Raw genomic sequence first — 23,035 nt, forward strand, 5'->3', positions numbered from 1 at the left:
AGAATCGTTACCAAGCCATAACAGCGAGTAAGGCTGTCCTGACCGGCGGAGTCAATGGCAACCGCCGCGCCATCGCAGGCACGGCGGTTCCAAATCGTTAACACGCGGCCCCAAACGGCCTTCCTCAGTGATGCAGTTCGCCGCCCACAGGCGCAACCCCCGATGGCGGCAGCGCCGCGAGTTCGTCGGCATCGGTCCAGTCGATCGCCTCCAGCGGCTCGGTCAGCGCGAGCTTCAGCACCTCGTCGACATGGCTCACCGGTACGATGGTCAGCCCGTCCTTGATGTTCTGCGGGATGTCGGCGAGGTCCTTCTCGTTCTCCTGCGGGATCAGCACCGTGGTGATGCCGCCGCGCAACGCCGCCAGCAGCTTTTCCTTGAGTCCGCCGATCGGCAGCACGCGGCCACGCAGCGTCACCTCGCCGGTCATCGCCACGTCCTTCTTCACCGACACGCCGGTCAGCGTCGAGACGATAGACACGACCAGGCCGATGCCGGCCGACGGACCATCCTTGGGCACCGCACCCTCGGGCAGATGGATGTGTATGTCCTTACGGTGGAACAGCGACGGCTTGATGCCATAACTGGGGCTGCGCGCCTGCACGAAGCTGAAGGCGGCCTGCACCGATTCCTTCATCACGTCGCCGAGCTTGCCGGTGGTCTTGATCCCGCCCTTGCCCGGCACGGTCACACTCTCGATCGTCAGCAATTCGCCGCCGACCTCGGTCCAGGCGAGGCCGGTGACCGCGCCGATCTGATGCTCGGTCTCGCCCAGACCGTGGCGGTACTTCTGCACGCCGGCGAATTCATGCAGGTTTTCGGGCGTGATCGTGACGCTGGTCGTCTTGCCTTCGAGGATCTGGCGCAATGCCTTGCGCGCCAGCCGCGCGATCTCGCGCTCCAGCGTACGCACGCCGGCCTCGCGCGTATACATCTGGATCAGCGCACGCAGGCCCTCGTCGGTGAGCGTGAACTCGCCCGCCTTCAGCCCGTGCGCCTCGATCTGCTTCTCGATCAGATGGCCCTTGGCGATCTCGACCTTCTCGTCCTCGGTATAGCCCTCCAGCCGGATGATCTCCATCCGGTCGAGCAGCGGCTGCGGCAGGTTGAGCGTGTTCGCGGTGCAGACGAACATCACGTCGCTGAGGTCGATGTCGATCTCGAGGTAATGATCGTTGAACTTGCCGTTCTGTTCCGGGTCGAGCACTTCGAGCAGCGCCGATGCCGGATCGCCGCGGAAATCCTGGCCCAGCTTGTCGATCTCGTCGAGCAGGAACAGCGGGTTGGACGTGCCGGCCTTCTTCAGGTTGGTCACGATCTTGCCCGGCAGCGAGCCGATATACGTGCGGCGATGGCCGCGAATCTCGGCTTCGTCCCGCACGCCGCCCAGCGACTGGCGGATGAACTCGCGCCCCGTCGCCTTGGCGATCGACTTGCCGAGCGAGGTCTTGCCGACGCCGGGAGGGCCGACGAGGCACAGGATCGGACCCTTCAGCTTGTTGGTGCGCGCCTGCACGCCGAGATATTCGACGATCCGGTCCTTCACCTTCTCAAGCGCGTAATGATCCTCGTCCAGCACCGCCTGTGCGGCGGCGATGTCCTTCTTGATCTTGGACTTCTTGCCCCATGGCAGGCCGAGCAGCACGTCGAGGTAGTTGCGCACCACCGTCGCCTCGGCGCTCATCGGCGCCATCGTCTTCAGCTTCTTCAGCTCCGACGTCGCCTTGGTGCGCGCCTCCTTCGACAGCTTTAGCGTCGCGATCTTCTGCGTCAGCTCGGCGATCTCGTCGCCGTCGCTCTCGTCGTCGCTGTTGCCGAGTTCGCGCTGGATCGCCTTCAGCTGTTCGTTGAGGTAATATTCGCGCTGCGTCTTCTCCATCTGGCGTTTGACGCGGCTCTTGATCTTCTTCTCGACGTGCAGGACACCGAGTTCGCCTTCCATCAGCGCATACGCCATTTCCAGCCGCTTGACCGGATCGGGCTCGACCAGCAGCGCCTGCTTGTCGGCGACCTTGACCTGTACGTTCGCCATGATCGCATCGGCGAGCTTCGAGGCCTTCTCGATCTCGGCAAGTTGCTGCGCCGTCTCCGACGGCAGCTTCTTGTTCAGCTTGGCATAGGTTTCGAACTGCTCGACCGCCGAACGCATCAGCGCCTCGACCTCGATACCCTCGGCCTCCTGCTCCTCGAACATATCGACGGTGGATTGCAGGTAATTGTCGGCCTCCGACAGCTCGCCCAGCCGGCCGCGCGCCTTGCCCTCGACCAGCACGCGGACCGTGCCGTCGGGCAGCTTCAGCAATTGCAGCACGGTGGCGGTGACGCCGACCTCGTACAAATCCTCGCGGCCGGGATCGTCCTCGGCCGGGTCGAGCTGCGCGACGAGGAATATCTCCTTGTCGGCGCCCATCGCCGCTTCCAGCGCGGCGACCGATTTGTCGCGTCCGACGAACAACGGCACGATCATGTGCGGGAAGACGACGATATCGCGCAACGGCAGAACGGGGAATGTGGTCATGGATACTCCGGTGCCGCTTCGAACGGGGCGGCTTTGATGCACTATATGGGGATCGGTCCGCATCCATCAATCGTCGCGAGGCAGGCGCGGCAGGACTTGTCATCGGGGATGAGAGAGTCGAAACCGTTAACGTCCAACCGGGAGTATACGATGTCGCTTCGCCTGCCCTTCGCTGCCTTGCTGCTGCTATCGACGGCGGGGATCGCCGCGGAGAAGGGCCAGCCGCCGATCACCCCGCAGACGTCGCTGTCCGGCGGGCCGCTCGACCCGCTGCAAAAGAAGCTGACGCTCGACACCGCGGATCTGCAGATCGAGGTCGATCCGGTGCGCGAGGTGATCAACGGCACCGCGACGCTGGCCTTCACCGCGCTCGAAAAGACCAACAAGATCGTCGTCGATCTCGACAGGAACTACACCGTGACCTCGGTGCAGGTCGACGGCGTCGACGTGGGCTTCGCCAATCCCGAAGGCCGGATGACGATCACGCTGGCGAAGAAGGTGGCGAAGGACAGCAAGCTCTCGGTAAAAATAGTTTACGGCGGCCGCCCACACACCGCCCCACGCGCGCCATGGGACGGCGGCTTCGTCTGGTCGAAGACACCCGATGGCCAGCCCTGGGTCGCGACGGCGGTACAGATGGAGGGATGCGACCTGATCTGGCCGTGCATCGACTATCCGACTTACGAGCCCGAGAAGATCACGCTGCACATCACCGTTCCCGCGGGGCTTAAGGCGCCGTCGAACGGCAAATTGCTTGGGGTGGACCGCTTCGACGACGGACGCAGCACGTGGAATTGGGAGGTCAAGCGCCCCAACTTGTATGGCATTGCGCTTAACGTCGGCCCGTACGAGGAGATCAGCGGCACCTACAAGAGCAGGTTCGGCAACGAAATTCCGATGTTCTACTGGTATCTGCCCGGCGAGAAGGAGAAGGCGGAAAAGCTGTTCGCCGAATTCGCGCCGACGCTCGATTTCTACGAAAGCGTCGTCGGCCCCTATCCGTGGGCGGACGAGAAGGTCGGCGTGGTCGAAACCCCGCACAAGGGCATGGAGCACCAGACGATCAACGCCTATGGCAACGAATATGCCAAGGCGCCGGAAGGCTTCGACTGGCTGTTCCAGCACGAATTCGGCCATGAATGGTTCGCCAACCAGCTCACGGCCAGCAACTGGGACGATTTCTGGCTGCACGAAGGCTTCACCGCTTATATGCAGCCGCTGTATGGCCGCTGGCGCGAGGGCGACGGCCGCTACACCGCGATGATGCTGGCGAGCCGGACGGGCATCCAGAACCAGTCGCCCCTGGTCACCGGCAAGCCGCAGAGCGCCGAGGACGTTTACGAACGCTCCCCCGGGCGCGGCGGCGATATTTACACCAAGGGATCGTGGACGTTGCACACGCTACGCAATGCATTGGGCGACAAGGCGTTCGCCGAAATTCTGCGCCGCGAAGTCTATGGCCGCCCCGATCCAGCGCCGGGCAATTTCATGCCGCAATTCCGCACAACGCCGGAGTTCATCGCCATAGTCAATCAGGTGACGGGGCAGGACTGGCAGTGGTTCTTCGACGTCTACCTGTATCAGACGGCGCTGCCCAAGCTGACGGTCAACCGCAACGCGACGCAACTGACGCTCAAATGGACCGCCCCCAACGGCAAGCCCTTCCCGCTGCCAGTCGAAGTCGCGATCAACGACGTGGTTCAGAAGGTGCCGATGACGAGTGGGTTGGCGACGATTACCGTTGCCGAAGGGGCACATGTCGTCGTCGATCCCATGTCGCGTATCCTGAAACAGGATGACGCAGTGGATGCGTTCCAGGCGTGGAAAACAGCCCAAGGGAAAGAGAAGAGGCCAAATCCTCCTCTGCAAGGGGGAAGTGGCACGGCAAAGCCGTGACGAGCGAGGTAAGCCGCGAATGGCGTGGCTTGCAAGAAAGTCCCCTCCACCGCCGCTCCGTGGTGGTCTCCCTCCCTCCCCCGCTAAAGCAACGGGGACCTAGGAAGAAGACTATGCGATTATTCCTGACTTTACCGGCCCTCGCCCTACTCGCCGCGACGCCCCTTCCAAAGAAGGGCGAACCCGCGATCACTGAACTAACCAAGACGTCGGGTGGTATCCGCCCGGCAGAACAGCTCGCGCTCCGCTTCGACAGCGCCGATCTCAGCTTCGAGGTGCTGCCGGACACCGAGACGCTCAACGGCGTCGCCACCCTCAGCTTCACTGCGAAAAGCGCGGTCGACCGCCTGCTGATAGATATTGACAAAAACCTACCCGTCGCCGCCATCGCGATCGATGGCGTCGCGCTAAAACCGGCGGCTTGGTCCAATCCCGAAGGGCGACTCACCATCCGGCTGCCCCGCACCATAGCCACCGGCGGTAAGGTCACCGCACGCATCACCTATGGCGGCACTCCGCACGTCGCGGTCCGCGCACCGTGGGACGACGGCATGGTCTGGTCGAAGACGCCCGATGGCAAGACATGGTTCGCCACCACTGCAGAGGGCTATGGCTGCGACCTGTTCTGGCCGTGCCTCGACTTCCCGACCGGCGAGCCCGGCGTTGTGGACCTGCACATCACCGTGCCCAAAGGGTTGAAGGCTCCCTCGAACGGCAAGCTGGTAGGCATCGACACGTTGCCGGACGGTCGCACGCGCTGGAACTGGCGCACGCGCAATCCCAACACATATGCCATCGCACTCAACGTAGGCCCGTATGAAGAGATCAGCGGTATCTACAAAAGTCGCTTCGGCAACAGCATTCCAATGTATTACTGGTATTTACCTGGCGAACGGGAGCAAGCGGAGAAGCTGTTCGCCGAATTCGCGCCCACACTCGACTTCTTCGAGGCGAAGGTCGGCCCCTATCCCTTCGGCGACGAGAAGGTTGGTGTGGTGGAAACGCCGCACAAGGGCATGGAACACCAGACGATCAACGCCTACGGTAACGAATATGCCAAGGCGGTCGAGGGGTTCGACTGGCTGTTCCAGCACGAATTCACCCACGAATGGTTCGCTAACCAGCTGACCGCAGCGAACTGGGACGATTACTGGCTGCACGAGGGCTATGGCAGCTACATGCAGCCCGCTTATGGCGAATGGCGCGAGGGCCGCGCCCGCTATGCAACGATGATGCAGAGCCAGCGCGCCACGATCATGAACCTTAAACCAATCGTGCAGGGCCGCGTCATCACCGAGGAAGAGGTCTATGAAGCGGAGAAGGGCGGCGCCGGGCAAGACATCTACGTCAAGGGATCGTGGATGCTGCACACCCTGCGCAACCTGATCGGCGACGACGCCTTCTGGAAGGTGACGACGCTCGCGGTCTACGGCCGAGCCGATCCGCGTCCAGGCAATTTCGTTCCGCGGTTCGGTTCGAGTGCCGAATACGAAGCCTTCGTGCGGCAGGTAACCGGCAAGGATTATGGGTGGTTCTTCGACGTATATCTGCGGCAGGCGGCGCTGCCCGAACTGCTTGCGAGCCGCATAGGCAACACGGTGACCCTCGCGTGGAATGTGCCCGGCGGCGGTGCCTTCCCCATGCCGGTGGAGGTGCAGGTCGCAGGCCGGACGCAGCTATTGCCGATGATCAAGGGCCACGGCACGCTAACGGTCCCGACGGGCACCCATTTCATCGTCGATCCGGATGCCAAGATTCTGCGTCGCAACGTCGCGGTCGAGGAAACGCAGGCATGGCGGGCCGCACAGGCCGCCAGACGAGCCAGCGCACAATGAGCGCGTCGGGCACCGATTGGACCGGACGGATCGCCGAGATGGCGGCAATCTTCATGGTCGGCGACGGTCTGGTCGGGCTTATTCAGCCACGGCGGCATGTCGACCTGTGGAAAGACGACGCGCTGGGTGCGGAGAAGGCGGTCGTGCCGTTCGTTGATCGGCCGGGCCGGCGCAGGCTCTACGCAGTGGCACAGATCACCGCCGGACTGTGGCTCGCCGGCATGCAGCGTCCACGATGACTTGCGCGGCGGGCCTGCCGGGTCTGGCCGTGCTCGCGACCGGGTTGCTCCTGTTCGCGGTCGCGCTGGTCGCGGTGCGCTGGCAACGACGTTCCGATCGCGACCCGAGGCGCGACGCCGGGCGCGACCTGCCATCGATGATCGGCATTGCGGTGCAGGCGCTCGCGTTCGTCGCCGTCACCGGCAGCGGTGCCAGCGTTAAGCTCGATCCGCTGGGAGCACCCGCGCTAATTGCCGCCGCGGTCACCGCGATACTGACAGGCGGCGCGCTTGCCCTATTCGTCTGGTCGACAGTGGCATTGGGCGACGACTGGAGCCTGATTGCCCGGATGCGGCAGGATCATCGACTGGTTACACACGGGCCGTTCGCATGGGTCCGTCATCCGATTTACACCGCGCTCGGCATGGTGGTGATCGCGATTGCGGTGGCGCTGGGGCATCCGGCGCGGCTGGGGATAGTGCTGCCCGTCTACGCTCTGGGAACGTGGCTACGGATCCGCAGCGAGGAACGGCTGCTCCACACAACGTTTGGCGCCCACTATGTCGCCTATGCTACGCGGGTGAAGCGGTTCATCCCCGGCTTTTTGTGACGCATGCAGTCCGGCGGCCGCAGCATCGAAGAGAAGCGCGGGCGGCCGCAGTGTTCCCGCCCGCACCACGCGTTTGGGTCAGGCGCAGCCGAACGCCGGATCGGCCGGGAAAGCCCGCGCCGGCCGAACGCTCAGGGAATCACTGTCGTGAATAGATAGGCAGCGAAGATCACGAGGTGAACGACGCCCTGCAATACCGTCGTTCGCCCGGTACCGAGCGAAATGGTCGTCACGAACAACGACAGCGCCAGCAACGTCATCCCCTTCGCCCCGATGCCAAGGGCCAGTGGCAAGCCGAGCATCAGGCTGACAATCGCGACCGCAGGAATCGTCAGGCCGATCGTCGCCAGCGCAGATCCCAGCGCTAGATTGAGGCTCGTTTGCAACCGGTCGCGCCGCGCCGCATTGACCGCGGCGAGGCTTTCCGGCGCAAGTACCAGCGCGGCAATGACGACGCCGACGATCGCGTGCGGTAGTCCCGCGGCGTAGATCGCATCCTCGACCTGCGACGACAGCCCCTTGGCCAGCATCACAACGACGACCAGCGCGACCAACAGAATGCCGAACGCGACCCATGCCGTCCGGTCGGTCGGCGGCGGCGCATGCGCCTCTGGCTCGATATCGCCGGCCGGCAGGAAGTAATCGCGGTGGCGTACCGTCTGCACCAACACGAATGTGCCATATAGGACCAGGCTGACGATCGCGACGAAGATCAGCTGCGATGGCGCGTAGGTCGGCCCCGCGGCGCTGGTCGTGTAGTTCGGCAGGATCAGTGACAACACCACCAGCGCCGCAAGCGTCGCCAGCGCGGCGCTGATCCCGCGCAACGTGAAACGTTGCTCGCCATGCTTCAGCCCGCCGGTCAGCAGGCAGATGCCGATGATGAAGTTGAGGATGATCATTATTGCGGCGAATACCGTATCACGGGCCAGCGCGGCGACATCACCCGACCCCGACAGCATCAAAGACACAATCAGCGACACCTCGATCACCGTCACAGCGACCGCCAGCACCAGCGTACCGAACGGTTCACCGACGCGGTGGGCGACGACCTCAGCATGATGGACCGCGGCGACGACCGAACCGATCAGGATGATCGCCGCGACACCTGTGCCGGCGGTCCCCATGCCGTAAATCGATAGCAGCACCGCCGGAATGCCTACCGCGGGAAACAGGATCGCCCAAGGCGGAAGCCCCATCCAGCCTGTCGGGTTCGCATCGTTCGTCGCAGCCGCCACGCAAAGGTCTTCCCATCGTTACGCAAGGCTAATGCTTTGCGTGAATGAAAGCTCCGTAACCGCCGGACGTTGATGGGTGCGATTTACCTTTCGAAATGGTCACGTCACCGATCCTGCGGCAGGTTCGTGATGTAAGTTATTACGATTACTCGCATTTGTTATCCATTCGCAACAAACCCTTTGTCGCCTGAACAGTTAGCATGGGTCGGCACACTGCCGGTGTCGATCCTCACGATCATACAGGAGACGCCCGTCATGTATTATCACGACAAGCGACTGCAGTACCCCGTCACCATCGAAAAGCCGGATCCGCAATTCGCGCGCATGCTGCAACAGGCGATCGGCGGTGTGGAGGGGGAGATACGGGTTTGTATGCAGTATTTTTTCCAGGCGTGGGGGAATCGCGCGCCGACGACGAAATATCGCGACATGCTGCTCAATACCGCCACCGAAGAGATCGGCCACATCGAGATGCTGGCGACCGCGGTGGCGCTCAACCTCGACAAGGCCCCCGCCTCGCTTCAGGAACAGGGTGCGGCGGACGGCATCGTCGGCGCGGTGATGGGCGGCGAACGTCCCCGCCACGCGATCGAGGGGATCATCCACAAGAACCTGCTGTCGTCCGGCCTGTCCGCGATGCCGGTCGATTCCGACGGCGTACCCTTCGACATGAGCCACATCTACGCCAGCGGTAACATCGCAGCCGACATGTATGCCAACGTCGCCGCCGAAAGCACCGGCCGCGTGCTGGCCGTACGGTTGTTCAACGCCGCGCACGACGACGGCATGAAGAAGATGCTGCATTATATGATCGCGCGCGACACGATGCACCAGAACCAGTGGCTGGCCGTGGTGGAGGAGCTGGGCGGTGCGGCGGCGCAGGTGCCGATCCCCAACAGCTTCCCGCAGAGCGAGGAGGACCAGCAGAACAACTACAACTTCTACGTCACCTCGATCGACGGCACCGCGCCCGAAGGCCGGTGGACCAGCGGCCCGTCCATCGACGGCAAGGGCGAATTCACGACCTTCCGCAACGAACCGCTGGGCGAGGAACCCATCCTCGGCCCCGCCCGGCCCGACAGCGGCGCGCAGGCCGACCAGATCGGCAAGCCCTGATGCAGCGACGAACCGGCGGCGCCCGCGTCGCCGGTTCGTCCTTGCTCAATGCCCCATGACGATCAGGATCGCCGGGAACAGGTTCTGAAGAACGTGCACCGCGGCGACGATCCCGACCGCCTTCCAGAATCCGTGCGGTCGCCACGTCACGTACAACGTCGAGAAGATCAGGAACGGCCACCAGATCACGGCGCCCCACAATGGCGAGGCGAGGCTGTGCAATACGCCCCAGATCGCGGCACTGGCGATCACCGCCTGCCATCCCGCAAGGAACCGCAACAGCACGGCGAGGATGCCGGCCATGATCAGCGTTTCGACCACCGGGCTGAATCCGGCGATGAGGAACAGCTTCACCGGGGCGGACGCATCGCCGAGATCGGGCCCGGGATTGTTCGGCACGAGATAGGCGACCACGTAGCTGATCAGCATGCTGCCGACGATCGTCAGCACCCATCCGATCAGGATCGCCAGCCACGGCCGTCGATCGTGGAACAGCAACGGCGGCAGTACCGCCAGCGGCCCCCTGCCCCTGCGCCAGCCTGAACTGAATGTCGGTGCGGATTCGATCCGTGTCGCTGCCATCGTTGTCCTGTCGATTGGTGCGCCGTCATGAACGATGCCGCGTTAACGCCGGATGAGGAGGGGAGATGACGAGCGGGATGCCGGTACTTGCGGTGCTGGCACCCCTCCCTTCCGTCATCCCGGCGAACGCCGGGATGACGTACGAAGAGTGAAGCGGTCAGGTTCAGGCGATGTCCGAAAACAGAAAGGGCGCCGCTTGCGCGACGCCCTTTCCTCGTTCCGAAGCGGCAGGATCAGGCGGCAGCGCCGGCCCCGTCCTTCTTCTTTTCGGCATAGACGCGGATCGGTTCCTTGCGGCCCTCGATCACGTCCTTGTCGATCATGACCTCGTCGACGCCGTCCATGCCGGGCAGGTCGAACATCGTGTCGAGCAGGATCGCCTCGAGGATCGACCGCAGGCCGCGCGCGCCCGTCTTGCGCTCGATGCCCTTCTTGGCGACCGCGACCAGCGCCTCGTCGGTGAAGCCCAGGTCGACCGACTCCATCTCGAACAGCTTCTGGTACTGCTTCACCAGCGCGTTCTTCGGCTCCTTGAGGATCTTGACGAGCGCGTCGATGTCGAGGTCTTCCAGCGTCGCGATCACCGGCAGACGGCCGACGAATTCGGGGATCAGGCCGAACTTCAGCAGATCCTCCGGCTCGGTCTGGCGCAGCATCTCGCCCGTGCGACGCTCTTCGGGAGCGGCGACATAGGCACCGAAGCCGATCGACTTGCCCTGCAAACGGTCGCCGATGATCTTTTCGAGACCCGAGAAGGCACCGCCGCAGATGAACAGGATGTTCGTCGTGTCCACCTGCAGGAATTCCTGCTGCGGATGCTTGCGGCCACCCTGCGGCGGGACGCTCGCGGTGGTGCCCTCCATCAGCTTGAGCAGCGCCTGCTGGACGCCTTCGCCCGACACGTCGCGCGTGATCGACGGGTTTTCCGCCTTGCGGCTGATCTTATCGATCTCGTCGATGTAGACGATGCCGCGCTGCGCCCGCTCGACGTTATAGTCCGACGCCTGGAGCAGCTTGAGGATGATGTTCTCGACATCCTCGCCGACGTAACCGGCTTCAGTCAGCGTCGTCGCGTCGGCCATCGTGAACGGCACGTCGAGGATGCGGGCCAGCGTCTGCGCGAGCAGCGTCTTGCCGCAGCCGGTCGGGCCGACGAGCAGGATGTTCGACTTCGACAGTTCGACGTCGGCACCCTTGGCACCGTGGTTCAACCGCTTGTAATGGTTGTGCACCGCAACCGACAGGACCCGCTTGGCGCGCTTCTGACCGATGACGTAATCGTCGAGGACGTCGCAGATCTCCTGCGGAGTGGGCACGCCGCCGTCCTTCTTCGACACCAGAGCCGACTTCGTCTCTTCACGGATGATGTCGTTGCACAGCTCGACGCACTCGTCGCAGATGAACACGGTCGGGCCCGCGATGAGCTTGCGGACCTCGTGCTGCGACTTGCCGCAGAACGAGCAGTAGAGGGTGCTCTTCGAGTCGCCACCGCTCAATTTCGTCATTCACACTTCCTTGTCGCGGGATCGGACCCGCTGGTGAGGCCGGGCATGGTAGCCCGGCCGTTACGCAAACCACAACGCCGAAACGTCCCTAATGGAACGATCCGCCGCGTATCCGCGCCCTTACGCCGCCTTCGCGGCTTCCTCGGTCGGTGCCGGGCGCTTGTCGAACACCTCGTCGACCAGACCGAAGTCCTTAGCTTCGTTCGCTTCCAGGAACGTATCGCGGTCCATCCGGCGCTCGATCTCCTCGATCGGCTGGCCGGTATATTGCGAATACAGCTCGTTCATCCGCTTGCGGATACGAAGGATTTCGCGTGCCTGGATTTCGATGTCGGACGCCATGCCCTGCGCGCCGCCGGACGGCTGGTGGATCATGATCCGCGCGTTGGTGAGCGCGACGCGCATGCCCGGTTCACCGCTGGCGAGCAGGAAGCTGCCCATCGATGCCGCCTGACCGATGCAGACCGTGCCGACGCGCGGCCGGATGTATTGCATCGTGTCGTGGATCGCCATGCCCGCCGTGACGACACCGCCCGGCGAGTTGATGTACATGAAGATGTCCTTCTTCGGGTTCTCGGACTCGAGGAAGAGCAACTGCGCGGTGATCAGGCTGGCCATGCCATCCTCGACGCCGCCGGTGACGAAGATGATGCGCTCGCGCAGCAGGCGGCTGAAAATGTCGAAGGAACGCTCGCCGCGATTCGACTGTTCGATCACGATCGGAACCAGACCTGCCTGCGTCTGCTGCAGGCCGAGCCCGGCGTGGGCGATCGGGTTTATGAAATCGCCGGTCTCGAACGGATTGTGCATGGGTGTCTCTCTTATGCCCTCAGAGCCGCCAACATCGGCGCTCCGGCAGGGGAGTTCAACCCCCGGCAGAGGGTGCGGGATGTGCCAGATAGGCCAGCCGCCGCACTTCGCGCCGGCCCCGCACCACGGTGTCGAGGATCAGCCCCGCGAACACGCACAGGGCGGCGATGATCATCAGCCCGGTGATGAGGATCGCGGTCGGGAAACGCGGCACGAGATGCGTCTGCATATAGGTGAGCGCCAACGGTACGCCGAGCACCACCCCCAGCGCCGCGAACAACGCCCCGATCGCGCCGAAGAACAGCAGCGGCCGTTCGATGCGATAGAGGGTCAGGATGGTCGACAGGATGCGAAACCCGTCGCCATAGGTGCTGAGCTTCGATGCCGACCCCTCGGGGCGGGCGTAATATGGCGTCTCGATCTCGGCGCACGGCATCTTCAGTTCGAGCGCGTGGACGCTGATCTCGGTCTCGATCTCGAATCCGGACGACAGCGACGGGAAACTCTTGACGAAGCGGCGCGAGAAGACGCGATAGCCCGACAGGATGTCGGTGAAGCTGCGCCCGAACAGCCGCGCGAGCATGCCGGTCAGCACCGCATTGCCGAAGCGATGGCCGCGGCGATAGCTTTCCTGCACCTGGCTGATCCGGCTGCCGACGATCATGTCGCATTGCTCGCCCAACAGGCGCGCGACGAGGGCGGGGGCGGAGGCGGCGTCATAGGTCGCGTCGCCGTCGGCCATGACATAGACGTCGGCGTCGACATCGGCGAACATTCGGCGGACGACGTTGCCCTTACCCTGGATGCGCTCGGTGCGCACGATCGCGCCGGCGGCTCGTGCGACGGCGATCGTGTCGTCGGTCGAGTTGTTGTCGTAGACGTAGATCGTGGCGTCGGGGAGCGCGGCGCGGAAGCCCGCGACGGTCTGCGCAATCGCAGCGGCTTCGTTATAGCAGGGTAGCAGGACGGCGATGGTCGGCTGCGTCATTCTGGCCCCCTGTTGATGCGAGAAGGCCCCTGCCCCTCGGTGGTCGTTGTCCCCTCGCGGGCGGGGGTTTATTGGCCGTATCCTACAGGATAATCGAGGGGCTTGCCCGTATGGATTCCCGCCCGCGCGGGAATGACGAAGCTAGGTGGAGCGGTGCGCGCCCACCACTTCCGTCATCCCGGCGAACGCCGGGACCCATGGAGGCGCTCGGCTGACGATGACGCGCAACAGCGGCGTTCTGGCAGCCATGGGTCCCGGCGTTCGCCGGGATGACGGTATCGGGGAGTTACCCCCAATACCCGACATCAACCCTTGTTCCGGGGTCCGCTCATCCGCGCAGGATACCAAAGAGCCTCTAGCGATTCCGGTCGCCGCACCGTGTACCCCGGAACGAGTCCGGGGTGACGAGGATCGTGGGGAGAGCAGCGCCCTCCCCAGCCGTTACGCCTCGCTCTTCGCCTTCTTGGCGCGTGGCTTCTTCGCGGGCGCATCGGCGGCTTCCGTGCCCTCGGCTGCCTCGGCCGCGACCGGCGACGATTCCGTTACCGCCGTCTCGGCTTCGACCGGAGCAGCGGCCTTCTTGGCACGCGGCTTCTTGGCGGGGGCCTCTTCGCCGGCAGGCGCTTCCTCGGCCTCGACGCCGGCATTGTCGTCCTTGGCGACCGGCTTCTTGGCTGCGGCCTTCTTCGGCTTGGCCTCGCCCTCAGCGGCGTCGGCCTTCTTCTTGCCCTTCGGCTTGTGGTTGTCGTGGTCGTGGCTGTGCGTGCCGGTCGCGAAACCGTCCTCGCTTTCGATCGCGGCTTCCAGCTCCTCGCGGGTCGCTTCGCGATCGGTCACGTCCGCCTTCTCGAACAGGAAGTCGACGACCTTGTCCTCGTACAGCGGCGCACGCAGCTGGGCGGCCGCCATCGGCTCCTGCTGGACGTACTGGATGAAGCGCTGCTGGTCCTCGCCGCGATACTGCTGCGCGGCCTGCGCGATCAGGCGGTTCATTTCCTGCTGGGACACCTCGACGCCGTTCGCCTGGCCGATCTCGGACAGCAGCAGGCCCAGGCGCACGCGGCGCTCGGCAATCTTGCGGTAGTCGTCGCGCTCGGACTCCATCTCGGCGAGGGCCGCGGCGGGGTCTTCCTCGTGCGTCGCCTCATGCTCCAGCTGCTGCCAGATCTGCGCGAACTCGGCTTCCACCATCGACGGCGGCACTTCGAAATCGTGACCCTCGGCGAGCTGGTCGAGCAGCTTGCGCTTCATATGGGTGCGCGTCAGGCCGTTATGCTCCTGCTCGATCTGACCCTTGATCAGGCCGCGGAGCTGTTCGAGGCTTTCGAGGCCGAGGTTCTTCGCCAGATCCTCGTCGATCGCGCTTTCGCCGGCGACCTGGATCTTCTTGACGGTGATGTCGAACGTCGCGGGCTGGCCGGCGAGTTCCTTGGCGCCGTAATCCTCCGGGAAGGTGACGTTGAGCGTCTTCTCTTCGCCCAGCTTGACGCCGACGAGCTGCTCCTCGAAGCCCGGGATAAGGCGACCCGAACCGAGCTCGACGCCCATGTCGGTGCCGGTGCCGCCTTCGAATGCGACGCCATCGGCGGTCTTGCCGACGAAATCGACGGTGACGAGGTTGCCCATCTCGGCGGCCTTGTCGTCCGCGTCGTCCCACTTCTTCGACTGGTCGGCGAACTTCTGGAGCTGTTCGTCGATCAGTTCGTCGGCGACGGGCACGGTCAGACGTTCCAGCTTCAGCGCGTCGATCGCGGGGGCCGGCACGGTCGGCAGCACTTCCATCTCGACGGTGACCTCGGCGTCCTTGCCGGGTGCATAATCGTCGTTCAGCGCGACCGAGGGCTGCATCGCGGGACGCAGGGCGTTGTCGGCGAGCAGTTGCTGCACGCCCTGCTGGATCGCGGTGTTGAGCGCGTCGGCGGCGAGCGATTCACCGTGCATCTTGCGCACCAGGTTCGCAGGCACCTTGCCGGGGCGGAAACCGGGCATCTTCACCTGCGGCGCGACGCGCTTCACTTCGGCATCGACCTTGGCGTCGATATCCCTGGCGGTGATGGTCAGCGTGTAGGCGCGCTTCAGGCCCTCGTTCAACGTCTCGACAGTCTGCATATCCGGCCTTCAATCTTGAGAAATCTCGAACAAATTCTTGTGGCTGTCGCCCCGCATAGCAGCGGCGGGACTGGTGCGGGCGAAGGGACTCGAACCCCCACATCTTGCGATGGCAGGACCTAAACCTGCTGCGTCTACCAATTCCGCCACGCCCGCACGAAGGACCTGCCGTAGGATTACCCGACATCCGTCGCGCATTCCCTTGGGCGCGCGTCTATACCAGCGTGACGTCCGGGGGCAAGCGAAGAGGCAACTTGCGCGATTTCGGAGCGTTGGGGTGGCTGAAGGAGAGACCGACATGGCCACGCAACCCCCGCAGGAAATGCCCGCCCCCGATCCGCAGCCGGTTCAGCCCGACGGCCCGCCGCCCGAGGTGACGACGCCCGGCCCGGATATCGACATCCCCTCGCCCGGTATGCCTGCGGGCGATCCCGGCACGTCTCAGCCGGCGGAGATCTGACGATGGCCGATCCCGATCCGAACGTCGACGCGCTGCCTGAGGATGCGCCGGACAGCAATCCCGATGGCGAGCGTGACGATCCTCGCCCGGATATCCAGCAGGCGGTCGAGGCCCGATCCGACGCGGTCGCGCGTGGCGAAGGCGGGGACGAGCCGGTGCGCTTTACCGACACGGGTGAGTTCGACGGCAACAGCGGCACCGGCGGCGTGGTGAAGAACCAGGATCTGACGCAGCAATAGGTTGGCGTCGGAATTGGAGAGGCGGTCCTTGCGGGGGCCGCCTTTTTTTGTTTCCGTCGTGTCGGCCCGCCACATCCGGCGATGGAAATCCTTTGTCCCGGCATTGGCCGGGATGGACCTACGCCCCGATCCGCCTTGCGGATAACACCTTCACTGCCGTTACCGGCACTTCGCCCTTGAAGGACCCGCGCACCGTTGCGGTCGGCGACACCGGGGCGTCCATGATCGTTACGATCCGGTCCATTCCCTCGACCACCCGCCCGAACGCGGCATAGCCCAGGTTGTCGCCCGGCTTGCCCGGGTCGGCATCGAGCGAGGCGCTCTGGTCGCCGACGCTGATGGTGAAATCCCCGGTCGCCGTTCCCGGCGCGAAGCGCGCCACCGAAATCGTGCCGTCGGTATGATGGAGCCTGGTCTGCGTCGTCGGTTCGTGCTTGATCGGCGGCAGCGCCCGCTTCGGGTCGCCGTTGGTGCCGAACTGCACGAAGCCGAACCGGTCGGCGACCTTTACGGTGCGGTAGAAGACGACGCCGTCCAACCGCTTGCGATCGACGTATTTGAGGAAATTGGCCGCGGTGATCGGTGCGCGCACGGTGTCCGCCTCGATCACGATGCGGCCGGCAGTCGTCTCCAGCGCCACCCGCGGGAGCGGCGCAGGTGGCGGCGCGGGTAACGGCGCCTGCTGCGCCGATACGGCACCGGCGAGCAGCGCCAGACCCAGCACGACCGACCGCCGCAGCATCAGCCGAGCGCCTTCTTCAGCAGTTCGTTGACCACTGCCGGATTGGCCTTGCCGCCCATCGCCTTCATCGTCTGGCCGACGAAGAAGCCGAACAGCGTTTCCTTGCCGCCGCGATATTGCGCGAGCTGGTTGGGGTTCTTCGCAATCACCTCGGCGATCACCGCCTCGATCACGCCGGTGTCGCTGGTCTGCTTCAGGCCGCGATCCTCGACGATCTTGGCCGGTGCGTCGCCGGTTTCCAGCATCACCTCGAACACCTGCTTGGCGAGGCTGCCCGAGAGTGTGCCGTCCGCGACCAGCGCGAGCAACTCAGCCGCCTGCGTCGGCGACACCGGTGACGTCGCGATATCGCGCCCGGTGCGGTTGAGCGCCCCGAACAGCTCCGACGTCGTCCAGTTCGCCGCCGCGACCGGCTTCGCGCCCGCCTCCAGCAGGGTATCGAACCAGCGCGCCGCCTCGACCTCCGCGGTCAGCACGTTCGCCTGATAGGCGGAGATGCCGAGCGCCTCATACCGCTTGCGCTTGGCGTCGGGCAGCTCGGGCAGCGACGCGCGACAATCGGCGAGGAAATCCTCCTCCAGCTCCAGCGGCAGCAGGTCGGGGTCGGGGAAGTAGCGGTAGTCGTGCGCATCTTCCTTCGACCGCATCGACCGCGTCGTGCCGCTCTCGACGTTGAACAGCCGCGTTTCCTGAACGATGCGGCCGCCGTCCTCCAGCACCTCGACCTGCCGCTTCGCCTCGTACTCGATCGCCGCCATCACGAAGCGGACCGAGTTGACGTTCTTCGTCTCGGTCCGCGTGCCGAGCTCGTCGCCGGGCTTGCGCACGCTGACGTTGACGTCGGCGCGCATCGAGCCCTCTTCCATGTTGCCATCGCACGACCCGACATAGCGCAGGATCGCGCGCAGCTTGCGCAGGTAAGCCCCCGCTTCCGCGGGCGAGCGCATGTCGGGCCGGCTGACGATCTCCATCAGCGCGACGCCCGAGCGGTTGAGGTCGACGTAGGAGCGAGTCGGATGCTGGTCGTGCATCAGCTTGCCCGCGTCCTGTTCGACGTGGATGCGCTCGACGCCGATCACCTTGGTCGCATCGGGGTTCTTGTCGTCCGGGCTGATCTCGACCGTCCCCTCACCGACCAGCGGATGGTACAACTGGCTGATCTGATAGCCCTGCGGCAGATCGGCGTAGAAGTAGTTCTTGCGATCGAAACGCGACCAGCGGTTGATCTGCGCATCGATCGCCATGCCGGTACGCACCGCCTGACGGATGCATTCCATGTTCGGCACCGGCAGCATGCCCGGCATGGCCGCGTCGACGAGGCTGACCTGCGTATTCGGCTCCGCGCCGAATTCGGTCGCCGCGCCCGAGAACAATTTGGCGTTCGAGGTGACCTGGGCGTGGACCTCCAACCCGATCACGACCTCCCACTCGCCGGTGGCGCCCTGGATGCGATAGCTGGTGTCGGTCATGGATGAGTCTCTGGCGTGATTAGGGTGAGGTCGGGGAAATAGCGGGCCATGCGGCAATCGCGGGTCATCAGCACGGCGCCGAGCGCTTCGGCGTGACCGGCAATGAGGAAATCCGGCAGCACGCGCTCCCGCTTGCCGCCGCGTCGACGATAATCGCCGAACGCCCGGCCACCGGCGAGTGCGGCCTCGACCGTCAGGGGCAGCACGTCGACGTGCAGACGGTCGAGATCATCAAGGAGATCATCGGGCAGATCCGATCCGGCTGCGACCTCCGCCAGAACAATATGGTTGCAAACCAGCACGTCGGAGCGTTCGGCTAGATCGTAACTGCGGCGCGACCATTTGGATTCGGCGCTGCCGGAATTGCTCAAGAGGTCGGCGATGATGTTGGTATCGAGCAAGATCACGGCAGCGGTTCGTCACCGCGCAAGTCCTGCACGATGTCCGCACCCGACCGCGTGAAATGCGGACGTTTGCTCATGCGGGCGAAGAAGCCGTCGAGTCGCGCCTTGCGCTCTTCAGGGGACTCATCCGGCCAGCGACGCCCCGGCACGACCACCGCCTCGCCGCGATCGTTGACCCCGACGTCGACGGGACGGCCAGGCACCAGGCCGATCGCATCGCGCACGTCCTTGGGGATCAGCACCTGACCCTTGCTCGTCATGTTCGTCGTGGTGCGTTTGTCGAGCGGTGCGTTCATCGTACGTCTCCGGTGTTACCTCGGTAACACCGGACGCGACACAGGTCTACCACCACGCATTCGGTCGCGCCGTGAACCCGGCACGCTGTTCGATTGCCAATCCGGCGTTCAGCACGCCCTGTTCGTCGAGCGGTTTGCCGATGATCTGCAATCCCAGCGGCAGGCCCGCCTTGTCGAGGCCACCCGGCACGCTCATCGCGGGCAGTCCGGCCAGCGACGACGGCACGGTGAACACGTCGTTCAAGTACATCGCGATCGGGTCCGCCGACTTCTCGCCCAGCGCGAACGCGGCCGATGGGGCGGTCGGGGTGAGCAGCACGTCGCACTTGTCCCACGCCAGTTCGAAGTCGCGGGCGATCAGCGCCCGCACCTTCTGCGCCTGCGTATAATAGGCATCGTAGAAGCCCGCCGACAGCACGTAGGTGCCGATCATGATCCGGCGCTTCACCTCCGCACCGAAGCCGTCGGCGCGGGTCGCGGCGTACATGTCCTGCAACCCCGCCCCTTCGGGCAGGTCGCGCAAGCCGTAGCGAACGCCGTCATAACGCGCGAGGTTGGACGAGGCCTCCGCCGGTGCGATGATGTAATACGCGGGCAGTGCGTATTTGGTGTGCGGCAGCGACACTTCGACGATCTCGGCACCAGCGTCCTTCAGCCAGTCGATGCCGGCCTGCCACAGCGCCTCGATCTCCTCGGGCATGCCATCGACGCGATATTCCTTCGGGATGCCGACGCGCTTGCCGGCGAGGCTCGGCGACAGGCCGTGCTCCCACTTCGGCACGTCGAGATCGAGCGAGGTCGCGTCCTTCTTGTCGAAGCCCGCCATCGCCTCCAGCATGATCGCGCAATCGCGGACGTCGCGCGCCATGGGGCCGGCCTGGTCGAGCGACGAGGCGAACGCGATCGTGCCCCAGCGCGAACAACGGCCATAGGTCGGCTTGATCCCGCTGATCCCGACGAACGCCGCCGGCTGGCGGATCGAGCCGCCGGTGTCGGTGCCGGTCGCGCCCGGGCACAGCCGTGCCGCCACCGCCGAAGAACTGCCGCCAGACGAGCCGCCCGGTGCCAGCGGTGCGGTGTCGCCCGGCCGCCGCCATGGCGAGATCACGTTGCCGAACGCGCTCGTCTCGTTCGACGACCCCATCGCGAACTGGTCCATGTTGAGCTTGCCCAACATGCCGGCGCCCGCGTCCCACAGGTTCTGTGAAACGGTCGATTCGTAGGTCGGCACGAACCCTTCGAGGATGTGGCTCGCCGCGGTCGTCTGCACACCCCTGGTGCAGAACAGGTCCTTCATCCCGATCGGCACGCCCGCCAGCGGCTTGAGCGTCTCGCCCGCCGCGCGGGCGGCATCGGCGGCGCGGGCGGCGGACAGCGCATGGTCGGGCGTCTCGACCAGGAATGCGTTCAGCGGCTTGGCCTTGGCCACCTTCACCACGAAGGCGTCGGCCACTTCGACGGCGGAGAATGCACCGGTGCGCACACCGTCGCGGATGCCGGCGATGCCGAGATCGGTCAGGTCGGCCATTATTCGATCACCTTGGGGACGGTAAAGAAGCCATGCTCCGCCTGGGGAGCGTTCGCCATCAGCTGGTCGCGGATCCCGCCGCCGGTCAGCGGATCGGCGTTGATGACGTCGTCGCGCAGGCGCAGGTGGTTGGGGATGACCGCGGTCATCGGCTCGATGCCGGTCGTATCGACCTCCCCCAGTTGCTCGATCCAGCCGAGGATGTTGCTGAGTTCGGGAGCGAGGCGCGTCGCGTCCTCGTCGGTGATCGCGATGCGCGCAAGCGCGGCGACCTTCTTCACGGTGGCGGTGTCTACGGACATGAGGCTGCGGCTAGCAGAGGCGGCTCCCACAGCGCAACCGCGTGTTGCCAGTTCGACGACGCTCGTCCATCAGAGCGCCTCTTCTGACCCGTCCGGAACCCAGACGCCTTGGCCCGCAAATTCCTCTACGTCTTCGCGTTCCTGATCGCGCTCGTCATCGCCGGCGCGCTCGCCTATCGCCTTTACGGCAACCAGATCCTGCGCATGGCGCTCGTCCCGTCCGAATCGTTCAAGACGCAGCCTGGCGTCGATCCACGGGTCTACGCCGACAAGGCGATGTGGATCGCCCGACCCGACATCCCCGGCAATCCCGCGCTCTGGACCCCCGCCGGCTATACGCCCGAGGCGAAGCCGAAAGCCGCGGTCTTCTTCATCCACCCGACATCCTACATCGGCCGCGATCACTGGAACGCCGCGCTGAACGATGCCGAGACCAATGCCCGCGCGGCGATCTTCCTGCGCGGGCAGGCCAGCGCCTTCAACGCCGCCGGCGACATCTGGTCGCCCCGCTATCGCCAGGCGACGTTCGGCGCGTTCCTGACCAGCGTCGCCGATGCCAATCGCGCGCTCGACCTTGCGTACGGCGACGTATCGGCAGCGTTTGCCGCGTTCGTCCGGCAGGTCGATCCGAAGCGCCCGATCATCCTCGCCGGGCACAGCCAGGGCGCGCTCCACCTCACCCGCCTGCTGCGCGAACAGATCGCCGGCAAGCCGATCGCAAGCCGCATCGTCGCGGCGTACGTGGTCGGCTGGCCGGTATCGCGAACAACCGATCTCGCCGCGCTCGGCATGGCCGAATGCACGCGAGCGGATCAGGCACGCTGCCTGCTGTCGTGGGAAAGCTTTGCCGAACCCGCCGACCCATCGATGATCACCGACGTCTACGACCAGACGAAGGGCTTCGACGGCCGCGCCCGGAAGGATAGCCCGATCGTCTGCACCAACCCGTTGACCGGCACGGCCGGGGCGGATGCGCCGGCCAGCGCGAACCTCGGCACGCTCTATCCCTCCGCCGACCTGACCACGGCGACGATCGCCGCCGGCAAGGTCCCCGCCCATTGCGGCCCGCGCGGGTTCCTGCTGATCGGCGACGCACCGGAGGTCGGCGGCTACGTCCTTCCCGGCAACAACTACCACGTCTACGATTACAGCCTGTTCTGGGCCAACGTCCGCGCCGACGCCAGCCGCCGGCTGGCCGCATTCGGCTCCGGCACATGATCACCCTCGACCGCGCCGTCTTTCGCGAAGCGCTACCCGCGGGCGGGCGGCTGCTCGGCCTCGACCTCGGTACGAAGACGATCGGCACCGCTCTGTGCGACGCCGGATGGAGCTTCGCCAGCCCCGCAGAGCTCGTCCGCCGCACCAAGTTCACCAAGGACAAGGCAGCGTTGGTAGCGTTGGGGACCGCGCAACACGTCCGCGGCTGGGTCCTCGGCCTGCCGCTCAACCTCGACGGCACCGAAAGCCCGCGCAGTCAGTCCACCCGCGCGTTCGCGAAGAATTGCGAAGATCTGGGGTTGCCGATCCTGCTGTGGGACGAACGCTGGTCTACCGTCGCGGTCGAGCGCACGATGATCGAACAGGACATGAGCCGCGCCAAACGGGCGGAACGCATCGACAACCTTGCGGCGGCGCATATCCTGCAGGCCGCCATCGATGCGCTGGTGATGGTGCAGGACGGGTAGACCGAGGCTTGCCTCAGGTACGCACCGCGCCGTCGGCGTCCAGCCGATCCAGCCACGCCTGCGCCTGCTTGCGCTCCCCCGCCGCCTGCGGCCCGACCGGCCCGCGGGACGCCAGAAAGTCCTGCTGCAACACGAATGGGGGCAACCCGAGCTGGTCCCGTGCGCCGTCGATCGCCGTGCCGATCTCGCCAAGCTCTGCGAGGGCCGCCGCGAACGTCGCGCGAGACGCCCGATCGCCATCCCGCCCGAACAGCCCCGGCTTGCCCGCGGCCGCGCGCCGCAGCGCCGCGATCAACGCCTCGGCGTAATCCGCCTCAAGCTCCAGCCGACGCGCGTCGAGCCGTGCCAACCTATCCGCTTTTGCCATGACCCGCCGGTAGCCTCCTGCGTCGCTGGCGGCAATCGCGCGTCCGCGGCTCTCCGTTAGCGGCGGCCAGACCAGCCGCGAACGGCCGCACCCGCTTGCCCCCATCCCGCGCCGCCG

Annotated in this window: 23 protein-coding genes and 1 tRNA gene; 9 read left to right on the plus strand and 15 right to left on the minus strand. The window is 65.2% G+C overall.

From position 1 onward, the window contains the following. Positions 1–124: 124 nt before the first annotated feature. Positions 125–2,518 (minus strand): endopeptidase La, encoded by a 2,394-nt coding sequence (lon, locus tag NF699_05550; protein ID USU06135.1) that lies wholly within the window; start codon positions 2,516–2,518, stop codon positions 125–127. A gap of 150 nt (positions 2,519–2,668) precedes the next feature. On the opposite strand from lon, the gene NF699_05555 reads away from it, so the two are divergent. From NF699_05555 to NF699_05570, 4 genes are all read left to right on the plus strand, one after another. Then, positions 2,669–4,414: a M1 family metallopeptidase gene (locus NF699_05555; GenBank protein ID USU06136.1), complete on the plus strand. Its 1,746-nt coding sequence runs from the start codon at positions 2,669–2,671 to the stop codon at positions 4,412–4,414. Positions 4,415–4,527: 113 nt separating this feature from the next. Beyond that, positions 4,528–6,249: a M1 family metallopeptidase gene (locus tag NF699_05560; GenBank protein USU06137.1), complete on the plus strand. Its 1,722-nt coding sequence runs from the start codon at positions 4,528–4,530 to the stop codon at positions 6,247–6,249. Beyond that, complete coding sequence (locus NF699_05565; protein USU06138.1) at positions 6,207–6,488, plus strand: hypothetical protein; 282 nt, start codon at positions 6,207–6,209, stop codon at positions 6,486–6,488. The genes NF699_05560 and NF699_05565 overlap by 43 nt, the downstream gene beginning before the upstream one ends. Then, positions 6,485–7,078, plus strand: a complete 594-nt coding sequence (locus NF699_05570) for an isoprenylcysteine carboxylmethyltransferase family protein (GenBank protein USU06139.1) — start codon at positions 6,485–6,487, stop codon at positions 7,076–7,078. Before NF699_05565 ends, NF699_05570 begins: the two co-directional genes overlap by 4 nt. Positions 7,079–7,209: 131 nt before the next feature. Here NF699_05570 and NF699_05575 read toward each other — a convergent pair whose 3' ends face one another. Next, positions 7,210–8,277: an ionic transporter y4hA gene (locus NF699_05575; GenBank protein ID USU06140.1), complete on the minus strand. Its 1,068-nt coding sequence runs from the start codon at positions 8,275–8,277 to the stop codon at positions 7,210–7,212. Positions 8,278–8,571: 294 nt separating this feature from the next. Between NF699_05575 and NF699_05580 the strand changes: the two genes are divergently transcribed. Then, entirely contained in the window at positions 8,572–9,432 is an 861-nt protein-coding gene (locus tag NF699_05580) for a manganese catalase family protein (GenBank protein USU06141.1), read from the plus strand. A gap of 45 nt (positions 9,433–9,477) precedes the next feature. On the opposite strand, the gene NF699_05585 is transcribed toward NF699_05580, so the two are convergent. From NF699_05585 to NF699_05610, 6 genes are all read right to left on the minus strand, one after another. Beyond that, positions 9,478–10,014 (minus strand): hypothetical protein, encoded by a 537-nt coding sequence (locus NF699_05585; protein ID USU06142.1) that lies wholly within the window; start codon positions 10,012–10,014, stop codon positions 9,478–9,480. Positions 10,015–10,247: 233 nt separating this feature from the next. Further along, positions 10,248–11,519 carry an ATP-dependent Clp protease ATP-binding subunit ClpX gene (clpX, locus tag NF699_05590; GenBank protein USU06143.1) on the minus strand — a complete coding sequence of 424 codons (1,272 nt, stop codon included), beginning with the start codon at positions 11,517–11,519 and terminating at the stop codon, positions 10,248–10,250. Between the two features lie 120 nt (positions 11,520–11,639). Further along, positions 11,640–12,329, minus strand: coding sequence for an ATP-dependent Clp protease proteolytic subunit (locus tag NF699_05595; GenBank protein USU06144.1), 690 nt, complete (start codon positions 12,327–12,329; stop codon positions 11,640–11,642). Positions 12,330–12,384: 55 nt separating this feature from the next. Then, positions 12,385–13,317 (minus strand): glycosyltransferase family 2 protein, encoded by a 933-nt coding sequence (locus NF699_05600; protein USU06145.1) that lies wholly within the window; start codon positions 13,315–13,317, stop codon positions 12,385–12,387. A 441-nt stretch (positions 13,318–13,758) separates the two neighbouring features. After that, the gene (gene tig, locus NF699_05605; GenBank protein USU06146.1) at positions 13,759–15,426 is read right to left on the minus strand and encodes a trigger factor; all 1,668 of its coding nucleotides are present in this window, start codon (positions 15,424–15,426) and stop codon (positions 13,759–13,761) included. A gap of 71 nt (positions 15,427–15,497) precedes the next feature. Next, positions 15,498–15,582 (minus strand) — tRNA-Leu (locus NF699_05610). Positions 15,583–15,724: 142 nt separating this feature from the next. Here NF699_05610 and NF699_05615 point away from each other — a divergent pair. Both NF699_05615 and NF699_05620 read left to right on the plus strand, forming a co-directional pair. Further along, positions 15,725–15,886, plus strand: coding sequence for a hypothetical protein (locus NF699_05615; protein USU06147.1), 162 nt, complete (start codon positions 15,725–15,727; stop codon positions 15,884–15,886). A gap of 2 nt (positions 15,887–15,888) precedes the next feature. Beyond that, the gene (locus NF699_05620) at positions 15,889–16,125 is read left to right on the plus strand and encodes a hypothetical protein (GenBank protein USU06148.1); all 237 of its coding nucleotides are present in this window, start codon (positions 15,889–15,891) and stop codon (positions 16,123–16,125) included. A gap of 118 nt (positions 16,126–16,243) precedes the next feature. On the opposite strand, the gene NF699_05625 is transcribed toward NF699_05620, so the two are convergent. The 6 genes from NF699_05625 to gatC are packed head-to-tail and all read right to left on the minus strand — an operon-like array spanning position 16,244 to position 20,866. Continuing rightward, positions 16,244–16,867 carry a peptidylprolyl isomerase gene (locus NF699_05625; GenBank protein USU06149.1) on the minus strand — a complete coding sequence of 208 codons (624 nt, stop codon included), beginning with the start codon at positions 16,865–16,867 and terminating at the stop codon, positions 16,244–16,246. Then, positions 16,867–18,336, minus strand: a complete 1,470-nt coding sequence (gene gatB, locus NF699_05630) for an Asp-tRNA(Asn)/Glu-tRNA(Gln) amidotransferase subunit GatB (GenBank protein ID USU06150.1) — start codon at positions 18,334–18,336, stop codon at positions 16,867–16,869. Before gatB ends, NF699_05625 begins: the two co-directional genes overlap by 1 nt. Beyond that, on the minus strand, positions 18,333–18,737 hold the full coding sequence (locus NF699_05635; GenBank protein ID USU06151.1) for a type II toxin-antitoxin system VapC family toxin: 405 nt from the start codon (positions 18,735–18,737) through the stop codon (positions 18,333–18,335). The genes gatB and NF699_05635 overlap by 4 nt, the downstream gene beginning before the upstream one ends. A gap of 2 nt (positions 18,738–18,739) precedes the next feature. Continuing rightward, positions 18,740–19,036 (minus strand): AbrB/MazE/SpoVT family DNA-binding domain-containing protein, encoded by a 297-nt coding sequence (locus NF699_05640; GenBank protein USU06152.1) that lies wholly within the window; start codon positions 19,034–19,036, stop codon positions 18,740–18,742. Positions 19,037–19,082: 46 nt separating this feature from the next. Then, complete coding sequence (gatA, locus tag NF699_05645; GenBank protein ID USU06153.1) at positions 19,083–20,564, minus strand: Asp-tRNA(Asn)/Glu-tRNA(Gln) amidotransferase subunit GatA; 1,482 nt, start codon at positions 20,562–20,564, stop codon at positions 19,083–19,085. After that, positions 20,564–20,866: an Asp-tRNA(Asn)/Glu-tRNA(Gln) amidotransferase subunit GatC gene (gene gatC, locus NF699_05650; GenBank protein USU06154.1), complete on the minus strand. Its 303-nt coding sequence runs from the start codon at positions 20,864–20,866 to the stop codon at positions 20,564–20,566. Before gatC ends, gatA begins: the two co-directional genes overlap by 1 nt. 108 nt (positions 20,867–20,974) lie before the next feature. Here gatC and NF699_05655 point away from each other — a divergent pair, with 108 nt between their 5' ends. Both NF699_05655 and ruvX read left to right on the plus strand, forming a co-directional pair. Next, positions 20,975–22,084, plus strand: coding sequence for a DUF3089 domain-containing protein (locus NF699_05655; GenBank protein USU06155.1), 1,110 nt, complete (start codon positions 20,975–20,977; stop codon positions 22,082–22,084). Beyond that, positions 22,081–22,551, plus strand: a complete 471-nt coding sequence (ruvX, locus tag NF699_05660) for a Holliday junction resolvase RuvX (GenBank protein USU06156.1) — start codon at positions 22,081–22,083, stop codon at positions 22,549–22,551. Before NF699_05655 ends, ruvX begins: the two co-directional genes overlap by 4 nt. Positions 22,552–22,564: 13 nt before the next feature. Here ruvX and NF699_05665 read toward each other — a convergent pair whose 3' ends face one another. After that, complete coding sequence (locus NF699_05665) at positions 22,565–22,918, minus strand: hypothetical protein (GenBank protein ID USU06157.1); 354 nt, start codon at positions 22,916–22,918, stop codon at positions 22,565–22,567. Positions 22,919–23,035 lie beyond the last annotated feature (117 nt).

The organism is Sphingomonadaceae bacterium OTU29LAMAA1, assembly GCA_024072375.1.
In the GTDB taxonomy this organism is placed as follows: domain Bacteria; phylum Pseudomonadota; class Alphaproteobacteria; order Sphingomonadales; family Sphingomonadaceae; genus Sphingomonas.

What these genes read in the sequence shown, in the direction of transcription:
- NF699_05640 (USU06152.1), bottom strand. Translation starts at nt 19,036, where the DNA reads ATGAACGCACCGCTCGACAAACGCACCACGACGAACATGACGAGCAAG.
- ruvX (USU06156.1), top strand. Translation starts at nt 22,081, where the DNA reads ATGATCACCCTCGACCGCGCCGTCTTTCGCGAAGCGCTACCCGCGGGC.
- NF699_05580 (USU06141.1), top strand. Translation starts at nt 8,572, where the DNA reads ATGTATTATCACGACAAGCGACTGCAGTACCCCGTCACCATCGAAAAG.
- NF699_05625 (USU06149.1), bottom strand. Translation starts at nt 16,867, where the DNA reads ATGCTGCGGCGGTCGGTCGTGCTGGGTCTGGCGCTGCTCGCCGGTGCC.
- NF699_05560 (USU06137.1), top strand. Translation starts at nt 4,528, where the DNA reads ATGCGATTATTCCTGACTTTACCGGCCCTCGCCCTACTCGCCGCGACG.
- NF699_05570 (USU06139.1), top strand. Translation starts at nt 6,485, where the DNA reads ATGACTTGCGCGGCGGGCCTGCCGGGTCTGGCCGTGCTCGCGACCGGG.
- NF699_05575 (USU06140.1), bottom strand. Translation starts at nt 8,277, where the DNA reads ATGGGGCTTCCGCCTTGGGCGATCCTGTTTCCCGCGGTAGGCATTCCG.
- tig (USU06146.1), bottom strand. Translation starts at nt 15,426, where the DNA reads ATGCAGACTGTCGAGACGTTGAACGAGGGCCTGAAGCGCGCCTACACG.
- NF699_05615 (USU06147.1), top strand. Translation starts at nt 15,725, where the DNA reads ATGGCCACGCAACCCCCGCAGGAAATGCCCGCCCCCGATCCGCAGCCG.
- NF699_05555 (USU06136.1), top strand. Translation starts at nt 2,669, where the DNA reads ATGTCGCTTCGCCTGCCCTTCGCTGCCTTGCTGCTGCTATCGACGGCG.
- NF699_05600 (USU06145.1), bottom strand. Translation starts at nt 13,317, where the DNA reads ATGACGCAGCCGACCATCGCCGTCCTGCTACCCTGCTATAACGAAGCC.
- gatB (USU06150.1), bottom strand. Translation starts at nt 18,336, where the DNA reads ATGACCGACACCAGCTATCGCATCCAGGGCGCCACCGGCGAGTGGGAG.
- gatC (USU06154.1), bottom strand. Translation starts at nt 20,866, where the DNA reads ATGTCCGTAGACACCGCCACCGTGAAGAAGGTCGCCGCGCTTGCGCGC.
- NF699_05620 (USU06148.1), top strand. Translation starts at nt 15,889, where the DNA reads ATGGCCGATCCCGATCCGAACGTCGACGCGCTGCCTGAGGATGCGCCG.
- clpX (USU06143.1), bottom strand. Translation starts at nt 11,519, where the DNA reads ATGACGAAATTGAGCGGTGGCGACTCGAAGAGCACCCTCTACTGCTCG.
- NF699_05665 (USU06157.1), bottom strand. Translation starts at nt 22,918, where the DNA reads ATGGCAAAAGCGGATAGGTTGGCACGGCTCGACGCGCGTCGGCTGGAG.
- NF699_05565 (USU06138.1), top strand. Translation starts at nt 6,207, where the DNA reads ATGGCGGGCCGCACAGGCCGCCAGACGAGCCAGCGCACAATGAGCGCG.
- gatA (USU06153.1), bottom strand. Translation starts at nt 20,564, where the DNA reads ATGGCCGACCTGACCGATCTCGGCATCGCCGGCATCCGCGACGGTGTG.
- lon (USU06135.1), bottom strand. Translation starts at nt 2,518, where the DNA reads ATGACCACATTCCCCGTTCTGCCGTTGCGCGATATCGTCGTCTTCCCG.
- NF699_05595 (USU06144.1), bottom strand. Translation starts at nt 12,329, where the DNA reads ATGCACAATCCGTTCGAGACCGGCGATTTCATAAACCCGATCGCCCAC.
- NF699_05585 (USU06142.1), bottom strand. Translation starts at nt 10,014, where the DNA reads ATGGCAGCGACACGGATCGAATCCGCACCGACATTCAGTTCAGGCTGG.